Origin of the sequence: Streptomyces sp. NPDC057543 (assembly GCF_042801895.1) — a bacterium.
GTDB lineage: Bacteria > Actinomycetota > Actinomycetes > Streptomycetales > Streptomycetaceae > Streptomyces.
The window spans coordinates 1-16,251 of sequence record NZ_JBHVFF010000195.1 but is presented as its reverse complement, the minus strand read 5'-3'; the positions used below and the strand labels follow the sequence as shown (position 1 = coordinate 16,251).

11 protein-coding genes and 2 pseudogenes are annotated in these 16,251 nt (G+C 68.3%); 10 read left to right on the top strand and 3 right to left on the bottom strand.

Translation table 11 applies throughout. The features are described from left to right. Positions 1 to 180: 180 nt before the first annotated feature. A pseudogene (locus ACFU8Q_RS27675) lies at positions 181 to 427 on the bottom strand (transposase); the annotation flags it as partial. Positions 428 to 1,309: 882 nt separating this feature from the next. On the opposite strand from ACFU8Q_RS27675, the gene ACFU8Q_RS27670 reads away from it, so the two are divergent. From ACFU8Q_RS27670 to ACFU8Q_RS27640, 7 genes and pseudogenes are all read left to right on the top strand, one after another. Next, the gene (locus tag ACFU8Q_RS27670; protein WP_384458536.1) at positions 1,310 to 3,838 is read left to right on the top strand and encodes a Pls/PosA family non-ribosomal peptide synthetase; all 2,529 of its coding nucleotides are present in this window, start codon (positions 1,310 to 1,312) and stop codon (positions 3,836 to 3,838) included. Between the two features lie 63 nt (positions 3,839 to 3,901). Further along, positions 3,902 to 7,156 carry an amino acid adenylation domain-containing protein gene (locus ACFU8Q_RS27665; RefSeq protein WP_384458534.1) on the top strand — a complete coding sequence of 1,085 codons (3,255 nt, stop codon included), beginning with the start codon at positions 3,902 to 3,904 and terminating at the stop codon, positions 7,154 to 7,156. A gap of 23 nt (positions 7,157 to 7,179) precedes the next feature. Next, entirely contained in the window at positions 7,180 to 8,184 is a 1,005-nt protein-coding gene (locus tag ACFU8Q_RS27660) for a TauD/TfdA family dioxygenase (RefSeq protein WP_384458532.1), read from the top strand. Continuing rightward, complete coding sequence (sbnB, locus tag ACFU8Q_RS27655; protein WP_384458530.1) at positions 8,181 to 9,251, top strand: 2,3-diaminopropionate biosynthesis protein SbnB; 1,071 nt, start codon at positions 8,181 to 8,183, stop codon at positions 9,249 to 9,251. The genes ACFU8Q_RS27660 and sbnB overlap by 4 nt, the downstream gene beginning before the upstream one ends. 216 nt (positions 9,252 to 9,467) lie before the next feature. Beyond that, positions 9,468 to 10,529: a 2,3-diaminopropionate biosynthesis protein SbnA gene (gene sbnA / locus ACFU8Q_RS27650; protein WP_384458528.1), complete on the top strand. Its 1,062-nt coding sequence runs from the start codon at positions 9,468 to 9,470 to the stop codon at positions 10,527 to 10,529. Between the two features lie 263 nt (positions 10,530 to 10,792). Beyond that, the gene (locus ACFU8Q_RS27645) at positions 10,793 to 11,251 is read left to right on the top strand and encodes a CBS domain-containing protein (RefSeq protein WP_384458526.1); all 459 of its coding nucleotides are present in this window, start codon (positions 10,793 to 10,795) and stop codon (positions 11,249 to 11,251) included. A gap of 100 nt (positions 11,252 to 11,351) precedes the next feature. Further along, positions 11,352 to 11,549 (top strand): annotated as a pseudogene (locus ACFU8Q_RS27640) (NAD+ synthase); the annotation flags it as partial. Positions 11,550 to 11,833: 284 nt separating this feature from the next. On the opposite strand, the gene ACFU8Q_RS27635 reads toward ACFU8Q_RS27640, so the two are convergent. Next, a complete protein-coding gene (locus ACFU8Q_RS27635; RefSeq protein ID WP_384458524.1) occupies positions 11,834 to 12,862 on the bottom strand; it encodes an alpha/beta hydrolase in 1,029 nt (342 codons plus the stop codon). Between the two features lie 55 nt (positions 12,863 to 12,917). Further along, positions 12,918 to 14,534, bottom strand: coding sequence for a phosphodiester glycosidase family protein (locus ACFU8Q_RS27630; protein WP_384458523.1), 1,617 nt, complete (start codon positions 14,532 to 14,534; stop codon positions 12,918 to 12,920). Between the two features lie 328 nt (positions 14,535 to 14,862). Here ACFU8Q_RS27630 and ACFU8Q_RS27625 point away from each other — a divergent pair, with 328 nt between their 5' ends. The 3 genes from ACFU8Q_RS27625 (at position 14,863) to ACFU8Q_RS27615 (ending at position 16,160) form a co-directional block, all read left to right on the top strand. Then, a complete protein-coding gene (locus tag ACFU8Q_RS27625) occupies positions 14,863 to 15,261 on the top strand; it encodes a GPP34 family phosphoprotein (protein WP_384458521.1) in 399 nt (132 codons plus the stop codon). Then, complete coding sequence (locus ACFU8Q_RS27620) at positions 15,231 to 15,656, top strand: hypothetical protein (protein ID WP_384458520.1); 426 nt, start codon at positions 15,231 to 15,233, stop codon at positions 15,654 to 15,656. The genes ACFU8Q_RS27625 and ACFU8Q_RS27620 overlap by 31 nt, the downstream gene beginning before the upstream one ends. A gap of 225 nt (positions 15,657 to 15,881) precedes the next feature. Further along, entirely contained in the window at positions 15,882 to 16,160 is a 279-nt protein-coding gene (locus ACFU8Q_RS27615) for a hypothetical protein (protein ID WP_384458518.1), read from the top strand. Positions 16,161 to 16,251 lie beyond the last annotated feature (91 nt).

The following is a 16,251-nucleotide window of genomic DNA, read 5'->3' as shown; positions in this document are numbered from 1 at the left end:
GAGCGTCACCGCCGGGCGTCCGGGCCGCTCCGGACGCCCGGGGACGGCCAGGACGTCATAGGCATCCTTCCGGACACGGGTGGCGCTGACGGCCGATCGGTTGCGCCGCCGCAGGTGGCCTGCGCGCAGCGTGGGCGCCCGCGCCCGCTGCCAGCAAGCAGCACACAGCCCGTGGTGATCCTCGTCGACGACCAGCACCGCCGCGTCGTCGTGAAGGTGCTCGACCACGCAGCCCCGGAATTCGTTACGGACCGCATCCGCGTCCCAGGACGCCCGGCACAACAGGTGCTGCAATGCGTGCGGGGTGGCTTCCCACGGCCCACTCAGCGATCGTCCAGCAGTTCTTGCGCGACAGGTCGGCCAGTGGACCGAGCACCGACCTCCCTGTCCGGCTCCGGGGTTCGACCTTGGCGAAGCGGCCCGCGATCCGGCCCGTGAAGGCCTCGAACGTGTCTCGTCAACGGGCGGGATCTATGCTGTGACCCGCGGCCACCGTCTCTTCTTCAAGCCCTCATCGGTGGCTCCTGAAGGTCTCCCCCACTACTGCATGGAATCCTCGATCGGACCATTGGCGTGGTCCTGTGCTCCGGACAGGAACTTGGCGTAGTAGCGGAACAGGAATTGGCTGCTCTGCCCAACGCGTCGGTCGCACTCTGCGGGGTCGACTCCCGAAGGCGGCCGGAACGAGATGCCTGCATGGCGGAGGTCCTACGGCCGCTCGGCCAACATGACGGCGTGCTCGCCGAGGGCGAGGGCATCCTCGCGCGCCCGCGCCCACGTTTTGCCGCCAGCGGGTGAATGAGCTCGGAGGCTGACCGCGATCACGCTGCGGGCGCGCGGGCCTACCTCACTTGGTCGAGCGACATCAGACGGTTGCGGCCGCGCGTGCCACCGCGCCACCACTGAGAGGCGCGCGGATGTCGCTCCACGTCCTCACAGCTGCGATGCCCCGGATGTCGTCACCGCCCCGCGCCCCGGCGCAGTTCCTCCCGGATCAGGCACGCACCACTCACGTGCAGTACGGCGAGCCGCATGCGCAGCTCAGCGCCTGCCGCCGGGCAGGACCACGGGCTCCGCCGGGCACGATCGTGGACAAGGGGTGAACCGGGAGGGCCACGGCCGGGCTAAGACAGCCGAGTTCGAGTGGCGGCCCGACGGCGGACAGCTAAGACTGAGGCAGCGGTTCGGGATCCGGACAACAGATCCCGACCTCGTTATTTCCGGACCACTCGCTCCGGCCATCGAAAGCGCGAGTACGGGGCGCCGACCGTAATGGCGACGGCACTCGAAAGTTCCTCAAGGAGCTCGCATGGAGGAGAAATCCCTCGACGTCCTGACGCCCGGGCCGGACGGATCCGCAATCGATATAAGCGAATACACCGGTCCGGAGACCGGCATCGAGAAAGACCTTGCCGAGGTGCTGGCTGACGTCATGTGCGTCGAACGGGTGTCGATCGACAGTCACTTCTTCGACGACCTCGGCGCCAACTCATTGGTGATGGCTCATTTCTGCGCGCGAGTCAGGAAGCGGGCGGACCTTCCCTCGGCGTCGATGAAGGACATCTACCGGCACCCGACGATCCGCAGCCTGGCGACGGGGCTCGCGAATGTCGCGCCCGTCGAGCCGTCGGTCCCGGTGCCGACCGAGGTGGTGACCCCAGTCGGCACGGTGCGGTACGCCCTCTGCGGAACCCTGCAGTTCCTGCTTTTCCTGGGATACTCGTTCCTCACCGGACTTGTTGCCGACCGAGGCTATACATGGGTCTCCGCGGGGTCGGGCGTGATCGATGTCTACCTGCGATCGTTAGTCTTCGGAGGCCTCGGTTTCGTCGGTCTGTGCACCTTCCCCATCGCGGCCAAATGGCTCCTCATCGGCCGGTGGAAATCGCGCGAGTTCCCGGTCTGGGGTCTGACCTATCTGCGCTTCTGGACCGTCAAGGTGCTGATCCACGCCAACCCGATGATCTTCTTCGTCGGCAATCCCTTGTACGTGCTGTACCTGCGAGCGCTGGGCGCACGGATCGGCAAAGGGGTCACGATCCTCTCCCACAGCGTTCCGGCCTGCCCCGACCTGTTCACGGTCGGCGCCGGCACGGTGATCCGCAAAGACTCGTTCTTCCTCTGCTACCGGGCGCACGCCGGCCGTATCCAGACCGGTCGGGTCACCCTCGGCCGGGACGTGTTCATCGGCGAGAAGACCGTGCTCGACATCGACACGTCGATGGGCGACGGGGCTCAACTCGGCCACACGTCCACGCTGTACAGCGGCCAGGCGGTCCCGGACGGTCAGCGCTGGCACGGGTCCCCGGCACAGCTCACGCAGCACGACTACCTGAGGATCGGGCCGGCCACATGCGGCACGCTGCGCCGGGCCGGCTTCGGCCTCATCACCGTGCTTCAGTTGTTCTTCCTCTACGTGCCACTGGCTGTCGGGGGCGCGTACATGCTGGTGACCCTGGTCCCGGCGCTGCACAACCGGCTGGGCTCGGGCACGGTGGAACTCACATCACCGGCTCTCTACATCGACGCGCTGGTCCTTTCGCTGCTGCTGTTCTTCGGCTTCGTCATCGTGGGCCTGGCCGTGATGTTCACCGTTCCGCGCCTGCTGAACCTGGTCGTCAAGCCGGACAAGGTCTATCCGCTGTACGGGTTTCATTACTCCGCGCACCGGGCCATCAGCCGCATGACCAACATCAAGTTCTTCACATGGCTGTGCGGTGACAGCTCCTACATCGTCCACTACTTGCGCGGCCTCGGATACGACTTGTCCCGGGTCGAGCAGACCGGGTCGAACTTCGGCACGGAGGTGCAACACGAGACCCCGTTTCTGTGCTCGGTGGGGAGCGGGACGATGGTTGCCGACGGGCTCTCCATCATCAACGCCGACTATTCGAGCACGTCCTTCCGGGTGTCCCGGGCCTCGATCGGGTCATACAACTTCCTCGGGAACAACATCGCCTATCCCTCGGGCGCCAGGACAGGCGAGAACTGTCTCCTCGCGACGAAGGTGATGGTTCCGATCGAAGGCGAGGTGCGCGAGGGGGTGGGCCTGCTCGGCTCGCCGTGCTTCGAGATCCCCCGGTCGGTCGAACGCGATTCCCGGTTCGACCATCTGCGCAGCGGCGACAAGTTGTGCCACAACCTCGCTGCGAAGAACCACTACAACATCCGCTCGATGGTCTTCTTCCTGCTCGTACGGTGGCTGCACTTCTTCGTGCTCACGATGCTCGGCCTGGCGAACGCCGTGCTGTACAACTCCTACGGGCATGTGCTGATCGCCGCGTTCCTGGTGCTCAGCCTCGGGTTCACCGCTGTCTACTTCGTACTGGTGGAGCGCGGCATCGCGGCATTCCGCACGCTGCAACCGCAGGTGTGCTCCATCTACGACCCGTACTTCTGGTGGCACGAACGCCTCTGGAAGGTGCCCGACCACTACCTCGACATCTTCAACGGCACCCCGTTCAAGAACGTGATCTGGCGGATGCTGGGGGTTCGGATCGGCAGCAGGGTCTTCGATGACGGCTGCTATATGACGGAGCGGACGCTCACCACCGTCGGCAACGACTGCACGCTCAATGCGGGAAGCAAGATCCAGTGCCACTCGCAGGAGGACGGCACCTTCAAATCCGATCGCAGCACCCTCGAAGCCGGCTGCACCATCGGTGTGGGAGCCCATGTCCATTACGGCGTGACGATGGGCACCGGCGCGGTGCTCGCACCCGACTCCTTCCTCATGAAGGGCGAGGAGGTCCCGCAGCACGCACGCTGGGGAGGAAACCCCGCCACGGAGATGCGAGACGCCCCTGATAGGTCCGAGGCGCTGGCGCGGATGGGATAGCAGCTCCGCCCATGTCGGCGCTGAACAGCACGGTGGCGAAGGTGAATGGAGAGGGACGACCAGATGGGAATGCAAGCGCAGGCCGACCGGGAGTTCTGGCGCGATGTGCTCGTCGCCGGTGGATTCACCGAAATCCCGCGGTGGACACTCAATCCGGTGAAGGGCGTCGGCGAACACGAGGCGCCGATCCCGGACGATGTCGTGGCGGCGTTGGGCCGGCTGGCCAAGGACCTGGCGGTGCCGCTCGACTCGGTGCTGCTGGCAGCGCACGCCGAGGTGCTCGCCGCGCTGTCCGGCGAGCACGAGGTCACGACCGGATACGTCCCCGCGGAAGGCGGCCCGCCGCTGCCCTGCCGGCTGACGACCGAGCCCGACTCGTGGCGGACGCTGCTGCTGGACGCCCATCGAGTCGCGTCGGACCTGCTGTCGCACAAGGACTTCCCGGTCGACGAGCTGAGGTGCGAACTGGGCCTGGCCGAGCCGTCGATCGAGGCCGTGTTCAATCCGCACGGCGTGGGCGGCGAAGTCGCCGGTGACACCATGCTGTGGGTGGGATTTTCGCAACGCGGCGGCCACCTTGTGCTGCGCCTGCGGTATCGGACCGACGCGCTCGACGAGGACTGCGTCGTCAGGATCGCCGGTTACCACCTCACCGCACTCGCGCTCATCGCCGCCGATCCGGACGCCGAGCACGGGCGGCAGAGCCTGCTCTCCGCCGAGGAACTCCACTTCCAGCTCGAAGAACTCGCCGGTCCACGCCGGGAACTGCCGGACCACCGGTTCCACGAGCTGTTCGAGCAGCGGGTGGCGGCACACCCGGACGCCGTCGCCGCGGTGCACGGGGAGCAGCAACTGACGTATCGAGAACTCAACGCGCGCGCCAACCGGGTGGGACGAGCCCTGCTGGCGCGGGGGCTGCACCCCGAGGGTGTCGTCGCGGTGGTGACCGAGCGCAACCTGGACTGGATGGCCGCCGTCCTCGCGGTCTTCAAGGCCGGCGGCGTGTACCTGCCCATCGAGCCGCATTTCCCGGCCGACCGCCTCGCGACCATGCTCTCCCGTGCCGCATGCGGGCTCGTGCTGACCGAACCCGGCAGCACCTCCACGCTCGACCAGGCCCTCGACTCGCTGTCCGGGGTCCGAAAGCTCTTCGTCGGCGCAGCCTACGAGGAAGACCATGCCGACGATGATCTGGGCCTCCACATCGCACCGGACCAGCTCGCGTACATCTACTTCACCTCCGGCTCCACAGGTGAGCCCAAGGGCGCGATGTGCGAGCACGCGGGCATGCTGAACCACCTCTACGCCAAGATCGACGACCTGGAGATCGGCGAGGGACAGGTGGTCGCCCAGACCGCACCCCAATGCTTCGACATCTCGCTGTGGCAGCTGGTATCCGGGCTCCTGGTCGGGGGGCGGACCCTGCTGGTGGAGCAGGAGGTGATCCTGAACGTCCAGCGGTTCGTCGACAAGATCGTCGACGGCCGGGTCGCCGTCCTCCAGGTCGTACCTTCCTACCTGGACGTGGTCGTGTCCTGGCTGAAGCAGCACCCCCGCGAGCTGCCGGACCTGCGGTGCGTGTCGGTCACGGGCGAGGCGCTGAAGAAGGAGCTCGTGCAGCGCTGGTTCGCCGCCCAGCCCGGGATCAAGCTGGTCAACGCCTACGGGCTGACCGAGACCTCGGACGACACCAACCACGAGGTCATGGACCGCGTGCCCGACGGAGACCGGGTCCTGCTGGGTCCCGCGGTCAACAACGTGCACGTCTACGTCGTCGACGAGCACCTGATCCCGGTGCCGCTCGGAGCCCCTGGTCTGATCGTCTTCTCCGGCGTCTGCGTCGGCCGCGGATACGTCAACGACCCCGAGCGCACCCGGCAGGCCTACCTGGCCGATCCGCACCGTGAGGGCGCCCGGCTCTACCGGGGCGGCGACTACGGCCGCTGGACGCCCGAGGGAAAGCTGGAGTTCCTCGGCCGCCGCGATACCCAGGTGAAGATCCGTGGCTTCCGGATCGAGATCGGCGAGATCGAGAACACGTTGTTGCAGGTGCCCGGTGTTCGCGACGGTGCGGTCGTGGTCGCCGAACGGGCCGACCAGAGCAAGCACCTGGTGGCGTTCTACTCCGGTCGGTGGCCGCTCGAAGTCGACGCCCTGCTGGACCGGCTCGGTGAGTCGCTGCCCGCGTACATGGTTCCGTCGGCCTTTCACTGGCGGGAGACTCTGCCGCTGACGGCCAACAGCAAAATCGACAGAAGGACTCTGCAGGCACTCGCCGGAGAACTCGACGTCGTCCGGGACGACTACCGCGCGCCGGATACACCGACCGAAGAACAGCTGGCGGCCGCATGGGCGAAGGTGCTCGGCATCCCGCAGAACCAGATCGGACGGCGGGACCACTTCTTCGACCGGGGCGGCACGTCGCTGTCGGCAGTAAAACTGGCCATCGTCCTGGACCGTGCGGTGTCCCTCAAGGACGTCACCCGTCACCCGATCCTCGCCGATCTGGCCGGGCTGGTCGACGGCAGGTCCGAGCGGCGTGCCGGGCTGCTTCAGCCGCTGTCGGAATCGGACGGTGCGCAGACCGCAGCCCTGGTGTGCTTCCCCTACGCCGGCGGCAACGCGGTGAACTTCCAGCCGATGGCCAGGGCCCTGCCGGACGGTGGACCGGCGGTCTACGCCGTCGAGCTGCCCGGTCACGACGTGGCCGCCGAGAGCGAGCCGCTCGCGCCGATGACACAGGTGGTCGAGCAGGTCGTCGACGAGATCAACGGACGTGGCCTGACCAGAGTCCTGTTGTGGGGCCACTCCTCGGGCACCGCGTTGGCCGTGGAGACGGCCAGAAAGCTGCAGGAGCGCGGGGTGGACGTCCAACGGGTGTTCCTCGGCGCGCAACTGCTAGGTGACGCCGACGACCGGCGCGCCACCATCACCGAGTTGACCGGGCGGAGCAACGCCGAGATCGCCGCGAGCCTGAGCACGCACGGCGGCCACACCGCGCTCGGTGAGCTGGGTGAGCAGCACGCCGAGCACGTGGGCGCCGCCTACCGGCACGACTGCGTGTCCGCACACCACTACTTCGCCGATGCCCTGGAGCGCCCGCCGGCGCAGAAGCTCTCCGCGCCGGTCACCGTGGTCGTTGCCGCGGACGACCCGAGCACGGCGGAGTACCAGCGCCGGTACCGGGACTGGCAGCTTCTGGCCGAGCAGGTCGACCTGCACGAGCTCGCCGACGGCGGCCACTACTTCCTGCGTACCCGTCCGGCCGAGGCAGCAAAGGCCGTGCTGCACGCTGCCGAATTGTTCGTTTCTTCCTGAGTGTCAGCTGAAAGGAAATCGAGATGTCGTTCACATCCACGGCGTTGCTGGTCGACGTGGAGCTGGATTCCGGCGGACCCCCACGGCTGCGGGCCGAGGCCACCGGCGACGCGCCGGCCTGGGCGGCCGAGCACCGGGACGCGCTGCGCGCAGTCGTCGCCGAGCACGGCTCGGTCCTGGTCCGCGGCCTCGGGCTGCGTGACGCGGCCGAGACCGGGGCCGTCTTCTCGAAGCTGGCCACCGGTCTGATGACCGAGCAGGAGGCCTTCGCGCCCCGGCAGGCCTACTCCGACGGGGTGTACTCCTCATCGAAGTGGCCGCCGAACCAGCCGATGTGCATGCACCACGAACTGAGCTACACGCTTGAGTTCCCCGGCCTGATGATGTTCGCCTGTCTCAGTGCGCCCACCGACGGCGGTGCGACCGCTGTGGCCGACTCACCGACCGTGCTCGACTCACTGCCCGCCGAGTTGACCGAGCGGTTCGAGCGCGAGGGCTGGCTGCTCACCCGCAGCTACAACGACGAGATCGGCGCGTCCGTCGCCGAGGCCTTCGGCACCGAGGACCGGGGCGCGGTCGAGCGCTACTGCCGCGCCAACGCGATCACGTTCGAGTGGCAGCCCGACGGTGGACTGCGCACCAGACAGCGACGCAGCGCCGTGGTGCGCCACCCGGTCACCGGCCGACGCTGCTGGTTCAACCAGATCGCGTTCCTCAACGAGTGGACGATGGCCCCCGAGGTGCACGAGTACCTGGTGGACGTCTACGGCGCCGACGGGCTGCCGTTCAACACCCGCTTCGGCAACGGCGACCCGATCGGCGAGGACGTCGTGCAGCTGCTCAACAGCGTCTACGAGGCGAACACCGTACGCGAACCGTGGCAGGCCGGCGACCTGATGCTCGTCGACAACGTCCGCACCGCGCACAGCAGGGAGCCCTTCGAGGGACCGCGCGAGGTGCTCGTCGCCATGGCCGAACCGGTGCGTCTGGCCGACTGCTCGCCGACCGTGGAGGTGACCGCGCAATGACCACCGTCGATTCCACCGCGAGAGAGTCCGCAAGGGTCGCACCGATGACCGTGCCACCGTTCGCGGTGATCTCCGGTGCCCAGGTCCGGCGCACGCTGCACGGATGCGAGAAGCGGATCACAGAGTTGGTCGAGGCCACCTACCGGGTGCACGGCGCCGGTGATTCGGTGAACCCGCCTTCGTACTTCCTGCGATTCCCCGACCGCCCGTCCTCCCGGATCATCGCGCTGCCCGCCTCGATCGGCGGGGAGACACAGGTGGACGGCCTGAAGTGGATCTCCAGCTTCCCCGAGAACGTGACGGCCGGCGTCCCAAGGGCCTCGGCCGTGCTGATCCTGACCGACCATGACACCGGCTACCCGTTCGCCTGTCTGGAAAGTTCGATCATCAGCGCCACCCGGACGGCCGCGTCGGCTGCGTCGGCGGCAGACTGGCTCAGCCGCGACCGGCCGCGGCCGAAGCGCGTGGGGTTCTTCGGGGTGGGCTTGATCGCCCGCTACATCCACACCTTCCTGGTCGGCACCGGCTGGTCGTTCGACGAGATCGGCGTACACGACCTGTCCGCCGAGAGCGCGGCAGGCTTCCGGTGCTACCTGGAGCAGTCGGACCCCGCCGGCCGAATCAACGTGCACGACAGCGCCGAACAGTTGATCCGAAACAGCGACCTGGTCGTCTTCGCCACAGTCGCCGGTCAACCGCACGTCAGTGACCTGTCATGGTTCGCACACAATCCGCTGGTGCTGCATGTGTCGCTGCGCGACCTCGCGCCGGAGATCCTGCTCGCCTCGACCAACATCGTCGATGACGTCGAGCACTGCCTCAAGGCCGACACGTCGCCGCATCTGGCCGAGCAACTCACGGGCAACCGGGACTTCCTGCACGGCACGTTGGACGACGTGATGGCCGGGCGGGTGACGGTGCCGACGGACCGGCCGGTGGTGTTCTCGCCCTTCGGCCTCGGAGTGCTCGACCTCGCGGTGGGCAAGTACGTGTACACCGAAGTGGCCCGCCGCGGAGAGTTGCACGTCGTCGACGACTTCTTCCACGAACTGAGCCGGTACGGATGAGCCGGCCGAGAGCCCAGGAGGCTCCTTCAGGGCTGATCCCAGAAGAGACCACCGGTCACGTCGCAGCAGGTCCTGACCCACGAGACAGCGGCCGCTGACGCAGGGCCCCGTCCCGCCTGGTTGGGCACGGGGTCTCGCCCGCACAAGCGAGGAGCCCGCCCATGGCCGGATGGAAGTTCCGAAAATGCTCTGCTCCAGACATGAGGAGACCACATCGTGCCCGTCATTTCCGCTCCCTACGCCTTCAATGAAGAGGATCTCTATGTCGACCTCCGGTCGATCTTCGGGCATTCGCTCTTCCTGAAGTGTGAGGGCTTCAACTTCGCCGGCTCGATCAAGTTGAAGGCCGCGACCGAGATGGTGGAGGCCGCTGAGCGCGATGGAATCCTGACGCCGGAGTCGATCCTGGTCGAGTCCTCGTCCGGAAACCTCGGCGTGGCGCTGAGCATGATCGCGGCCAGCAAGGGTTATCGGTTCCTGTGTGTGACGGACTCCCGCGGCAATCTGTCGAACAGAATGATGATGGAGGCGTTGGGCAGCCAGGTGCACGTGATCGCCGAACAGGAGGCGAACGGCGGCTTTCTCGGCGCGCGGCTCGAGTACGTCCGCTCGCTGTGCGCCTCCGACGACCGGTATGTGTGGCTCAGCCAGTACACCAATCCGAGCAACTGGAAGGCGCACTACCGCACGACCGCGCCGGAGATCGCCCGTCAGTTCCCGCGGCTGGACGTGCTGTTCGTCGGAGCCGGCACCACCGGGACCCTGATGGGCTGTGCGCGCTACTTCCGGGGATGGCACCGGCCGGTGCGGATCATCGCGGTGGACAGCGTCGGCTCGGTGTCCTTCGGCGGTTCGCCGGGCCGCCGGATGATTCCCGGTCTGGGCATGAGCATGCGCCCGCCGCTGCTCGACGTGTCCTATGTCGACGAGGTGATTCGTGTCGAGGAGGCGGACACCGTACGTACCTGCCATCGTCTGGCCAGGAGCGGATTCCTGTTCGGCGGCTCCACCGGCACGGTGATCAGCGGCGCAATGGACTGGTTGGCCAGGCATGACGCAAGCGAACTCACCGCAGTGGCCATCGGCCCGGACCTCGGCGAGCGCTACCTCGACACCATCTACCAGACCAACTGGCTGCATGATCTGTACGGCGAGGACGTGCTCGACACCGACAAGAAGACCGCCGGTTCCTGGGCAGCCGCTCCCTCGCCTGCACCTGCGCCCTCGCCCTCGCCTGCGCCTGCGCCTGCGCCTGCGCCTGCGCCTGCGACACGGTAGGGCCGCCGGCCGGACCCTGCGGACCAGCAGCCGCTATGGCAACCCGCACCGACTCCAGGTTCGTAAGCCCGGGGCGCTCCGTCCGAGGATCCGGCAGCACCGACAAGGCCCTTCCCGATGTCCGCCTGGGCCGCTCCGGCCCGATCCGGTCGGGCGCGACGCTCGGGATCCCTGTATCGCTGACGCTTCCGAGGAGCGGTGTTGAGCCATTCGTGTTGTGATCGATGACGGAGGAGGCAACGCTGTCGGTACGGGAGGAAATCATGGCTGAGAAACTGCGAGCGCGAGACATCATGTCTGGCGGCGTGCAGTGCGTCGGTGCGCACCAGTCGCTGTTCGACGTGGCGAAGATGATGCGCGATCTGAACGTCGGTTGCCTGCCCATCTGCGGCGACAACAACAAGCTCACAGGCTTGATCACCGACCGTGACATCGTCGTCAAATGCTGCGCCGAGGGCATCGACCCGGCAACCGTGCAAGCCGGATCACTCAAGGCCAAGGTGCACTGGATCGATGCCGAAGCGGACGCCGGCGATGTCCTGACGACCATGGAGGAACACCAGATCAAGCGGTTGCCGGTGATCGACGTCCAGGGCGGCCACCGTCTGGTCGGCATGATCACGGAGGCAAATCTTGCGAAGAATCTGAGCGACGAACAGATCGCCGAGTTCGCGAGCCGCGTATACGCGAGTGCCGGGACGTCCGGCCAGACCGCGGACTGAGGTCTCGCCGAACCCCGGAGGGGCCCGGCCAGGTTGTGATCTGTGCTGCCCGGCGGAGCGAGAGAGCCCATTATGTCGATGTGACGATTGGACTTGGTGGATACGTTACCTGCGTCTCGCCATGAATCAGATCGACTCCGCCGTCGGCGATATCGCGGGAGATGCCGAGTCGATCGTCCGCTGGATCCGACATGCAGCCGAGCGGGGAGCCCACATGGTGGCGTTCCCCGAGATGGCGCCCAACGGGTTCCCTCATGAGGACCTCGCACTCCGCTCCTCCTTCGTGGAGGTCGGCCGCGTGCGCTGGAAACGCTCGCGCGGGTCGGCTGGGCGAGGACGGTTGCAGTACACGACCACGATCTCCGCCGAGTCGGCCTTACCGCAGATGACGACGCCAACCGCCGGGTCCGGGCCGTTCTCACCCCTCTCGGGTGGTGGTACAGAACGATCAATGACCGCACGACCGCCCATCGCACACGCCGGTCGGGCACGTCGCTCCCGGCTGCGCCCGTGCGTGTCCCGGACGATGTCGGCCATGGCGCGGCAGGGATGCCCCGGCGGGTGATCTCGGCACGCGGCCGTTCAGCCGTCGGCCCTCAGGGCCTGGAGCAGCATCGGTAGCGAGGAGTGCAACTCACGCTCCCAGTACGGCCAGCCGTGGGTCCCCGGTCCGTAGAAGTTGGTGGTCACTTGCTTCGCGCCCTTACGTTCGAGCTCGCTCGCGAGGGCCTGGTTCTGCCTGTTGAAGTCCGCCTCGAGCGCGCTCGTGCTGCCCGGCGGGTCCAATGGGCCGGTGGTGCCGTCACCGCACGACAGGTAGACGGGGATCGACGTGAGGCGCTTGGCCAGGTGGAACGGGTCGTGGGCCGCCCAGACGTCACGTTGCGCGACCGGGTCGCCCCAGACCCTCAGCGGGTCGTCGCCCTGACCGGCGAAGAACCCCATGATGCGGTTCGTCGACTCGTCATTGAGCAGCGGGTGCACGGAACCGGAGTACGCCGCGGCCGCCTTGAACATCCCCGGGTGCCGGGCGGCATACAGCAGGGCGCCCTGGCCGCCCATCGAAAGTCCCGCCACGACGCGATTCGGGCTCGCCCCCCAGTCGTGCTCGAGGAGCAGGCGCAGTTCCTTGGTGTGGAAGGTCTCCCACGCCGGGTCACCGCCCTGGCCGTAGTTCCACCAGTCGCTGTACCAGCCGTTCCAGCCGGCCTCTGGCATGACCACGAGGACGTCGCGCAGGCTGTCGGTCCGCGCGACGTCGGTCCGAGCGGTCCATGACGTGTAGTCCCCGCAGCAGCCGTGCAGCAGCCAGAGCGTCGGCCAGTGCCGGCTCCGGTCGCCCGGGTCCCAGCCATCGGGCGTGAGCAGACGTACGTTCACCGTCCGGCCGCCGAGGGCCGGTGACCGGACCGACAGGTCGACCTGCCGGTCGGCTACCTGGGTGACCGCGACGACCTCGGCACCCCGGGACGGGACCCCTGACCCGCCCACCTGCCGGGCAGGTGACGCTGTCGAGGCGGTGGCGAGCGCCGGCGGGGTCGATGCGAGGGCGAGCAGCAGCGCGGCAAGGACGAGCAGGAGGGGGGATCGGCGGATCGGGACGGCGGTCATGGCGGCTCCCGGCGGTCAGTGGTCGCTGGCTCTGGTGTTCTCGGACCGGGCCGGGTCAGTCCCGGTCCGGCAGGATCAGCAGTGCGTCCCCGACGGGGCGTTCACCGGTCGCGTCGGACGGGTTGTTGATCACTTCTCCGTCGACCACCATGGTGGTCGACCCGCCGCCGTCGAGATTGACCGCGTCGCGCAGGCCGAGTGCCCGGACGACGGCGGCGCTCTCGGGGATGCTCAGCCCGAGCGCGTCCGTACTGCGTCCGTCTGCGGTGACGAACACGGTCCTGCCGGCGGTGTCCACCCCGGCCAGCGTGCGTGGGTTGCGCTTGTGCACCCAGCCGTAGTAGAAGCTCGCGTTGCCGGGCTGCACCATTCCGTCAGTGGCAGGCGTAACGTGCAGCCGCCCGTCGCGGACCAGTTCGGGGCCGCCATTGAAGATGCTGGTCGCCGGTGATGGGGAGACCTTGCGACCGCTGCCGTCCCACAACATCCCCTCGATGCGCAGGGGTCGGCCGACCTGCGCCAGGGTGACCAGCTCGGCGACCTGCGTGCCGGTCGCCTGCACGGAGCTGCCGCCGGCCGGCAGCGGTCCGCCGCGCGGTGAGCGGAGTTCGAGGACCCGCCCGCGGGCGTCCAGTACGGCCTCCAGGCCGTCGCCCTGGGGCGTCCGCCGTCCGTAGTCCGGCGTGAACGCAACGAGTTCGTCGTGGTCGGTGCAGGTCACGTCGTGCAGGGGCAGCGAGGTCGGAGTGTCGTCGGCGGTGCCGCCGCAGTTCCTGATCAAGCCCGGTACGCGGTCGACGCCGTCCAGGGGTTGCGACGCGTTCCGGCCGACGACCCGTCCCTTCCAGGTGAGCCGGACGACCCCGCTGTGCCGGCCGGAGTCGCGCATCACCAGGCCGGGGCGCCCGTTCACGGGCTCGCTCAGTAGCCGGCCGTCGTAGACGCCGACGCCGGCCGGATCGCCCGGTGCTCCGGCGCTCGGGTCGAGGACGAAGAACCCGCCATTGACCGCGGCGGTCGCGCCGGCGGCGGCCGCCAGCTCGCTGGTCTTCTCGCGGTTCTCCAGGTCGGGACCGTACGACGCCTTGAGCCCGCCGCGGAACCGGTCCGGGTCGATGGTGAGCACGTCGATCCGCCACGGGCCACGGTCCGCCGGATTCCCGTCCCAGCCGGTGTACACGACGGACCCTGCGTACCCGGACCTGCTCAGCCGGGTGCGCTCCGCCGTCCCGGCGGACTGCGAGTCGAACTGCCCGACCCGGACCCGCCATCCAAGCGTTCCACCGACGTAGTCGGCGACCGCCGGAGTCGCAACCTCCTCGACCCGGGCGTCAAAACCGTCCCCCTGCAAGTCGGCAGCCAACTCGTCGGCGCTCGCCCGGTCCTTCAGCGCCGTCGGCGGCGCGTCGGGGTCCGGCGAGGTGGCACCGCCGGGGATGGAGACCTCGACCGTCCACGCAAGCGCCGGGGCGTCGGCACCGCGCACGATCCGCGTGAGAGTGACACCAGGCTGCAACGTCCGCGTGGTGCGGGTCTCGGTCAAGCCGACGGCGCCCAGCGGCAGGGCGCGCGTCGGCCCCGGTCGCGGCTCGGAGGAGGCGGGCGCCGGCAAGGCACCCACCACGGCGAGGAGGGCCAGGACCGTACACGCGCCGAGCAACTTGCTGTTCACGTACCCCCCTTGGAAAGAACGGCCCAGCAACGGTGCGTGCGGCAGCGGTCACGAGTCAAGACGTGTGCACGTCCATCTCAGCGCCGGCTCGGGGCAGTTCAACCACCCCGACAGGCCGTGACGGCCCATACGGGTCCTACAGGAAGGCCCGTGCGTCCGGGCGTGGCCTCCCAGGAGCGGGCGCTCCGGTACGACCGGCACGCTGGGGATCCTTGCCTTGCCCGCGCTTGGAGGGCGCAGGGTGAGGCCGGTCGGGGAAGCCGGCGCGGTGGATCCGCGGAGTGCGGGGTGCTCCCCTCCGCGGACGGCCGCGCCTACCCTGGCACGTATGACCACGGGGGATGAACTGCTCCTGCTCGCGATAGTCCCGGGCAGGCGGCGCATACGGATACGGGGCGAGGACCGGCTACGGTTCGCCCTGCGGACCTCGGAGTTGGCGGATCTGGGCCTGGCCGGACGGATCACCATCGGCCGTCGGCGGATCGAGGTGGTGGACACCAGGCCCGTCGAGGACCGCCGCCTGAACAATGTCCTGCACGCTCTCGGCGCGGCTGCTCCCCCGCCCGGCCTCAAGGACTGGCTGCGCCGGACACCGCGCTCCCTGACCGTCGAGTACCTCTCCCGGCTGCAGGACCAGAATGCGGTGCGTGTCCGTCGGTGGCGCGACTCCAGCGGCCGTACCCGCCACGACTCTCCGTGGACCTGCCGCGCCGCCGGGCGCTGCTGACCCGCCTCGACACCGTGGTCCGCTCCGGCTCCGTAAGGTCCACCGCCGACCGCGACCTCACCCTCGCCGTGCTCGTCCAGGCCGCGCGCCTCGCGCCTGCCGCCTATCCAGGTTTGCGCGGCATCACCGGCCGCCGCCGTATGGCTGCCCTCGCCGCAACGCACCGTCTCGCCCCCGCAACCGCCGGAGCGGCCCCGGTCGCCGACGAGGAACTCGCCGCGGCACTGACCACCGGCGTCGACGTCCTCACCCGCCAACTCCTCGGCGAGCTCAGTGACCTCTACGCCGACTTCACCACCGGCGGCCACGGTTTCTACCACGACCTGGACCCGGGCGGCTGGTCCGAGGGCGGCGCAGGCGGCACCGGCCACCACGGCGGGCACGCCGGCTGGTGACACCGACGGCCGGGAGTCGAACGGCTCTTGACCGAGCCCGGGGCCCGTTGCACCGCGACGGTCGAATATGCCCGGGCGCCGGTGCGAATCCGGGACGAATGCCAGGGGCGTCACACAGAGAGCGGGGCCTCCCCGCCCGTGGGTCGCCGAGATCGCTGAGGAGGTTCCTGGGCACCTTGAGGTCCACCTGATCTGCGACAATTACGGCACTCACAAGACACAGCCATGAAGTCCTGGCTGGCCAAGCACCCCGGGTTCCACCTGCACTCCACACCTACCGGTTCCTCTCGGATCAACCAGGTGGAGAGGCGGTTCGGCGTTCTCGCCGACCAGAAGATCCGCCGTGGCGCCCACAAAAGCGTGCGTTCCCCGGAAGCCGACATCCGAGCCTGGGTCAAGGAATGGAACGAGAACCCAACACCGTTCACCTGGACCACGACAGCTGAAGAGATCCTCGGCTCACTCGCTCGTTCCTGCCAACGAATCTCCGGCGCAGGACACTAACTTGATCTTTAACCTTGAGATCCGAACGACTCGTCGTACTTGATCACTCGGAACGGTAATTGCCCTGCACGGAGGCGGCCTTCGGCTGAGC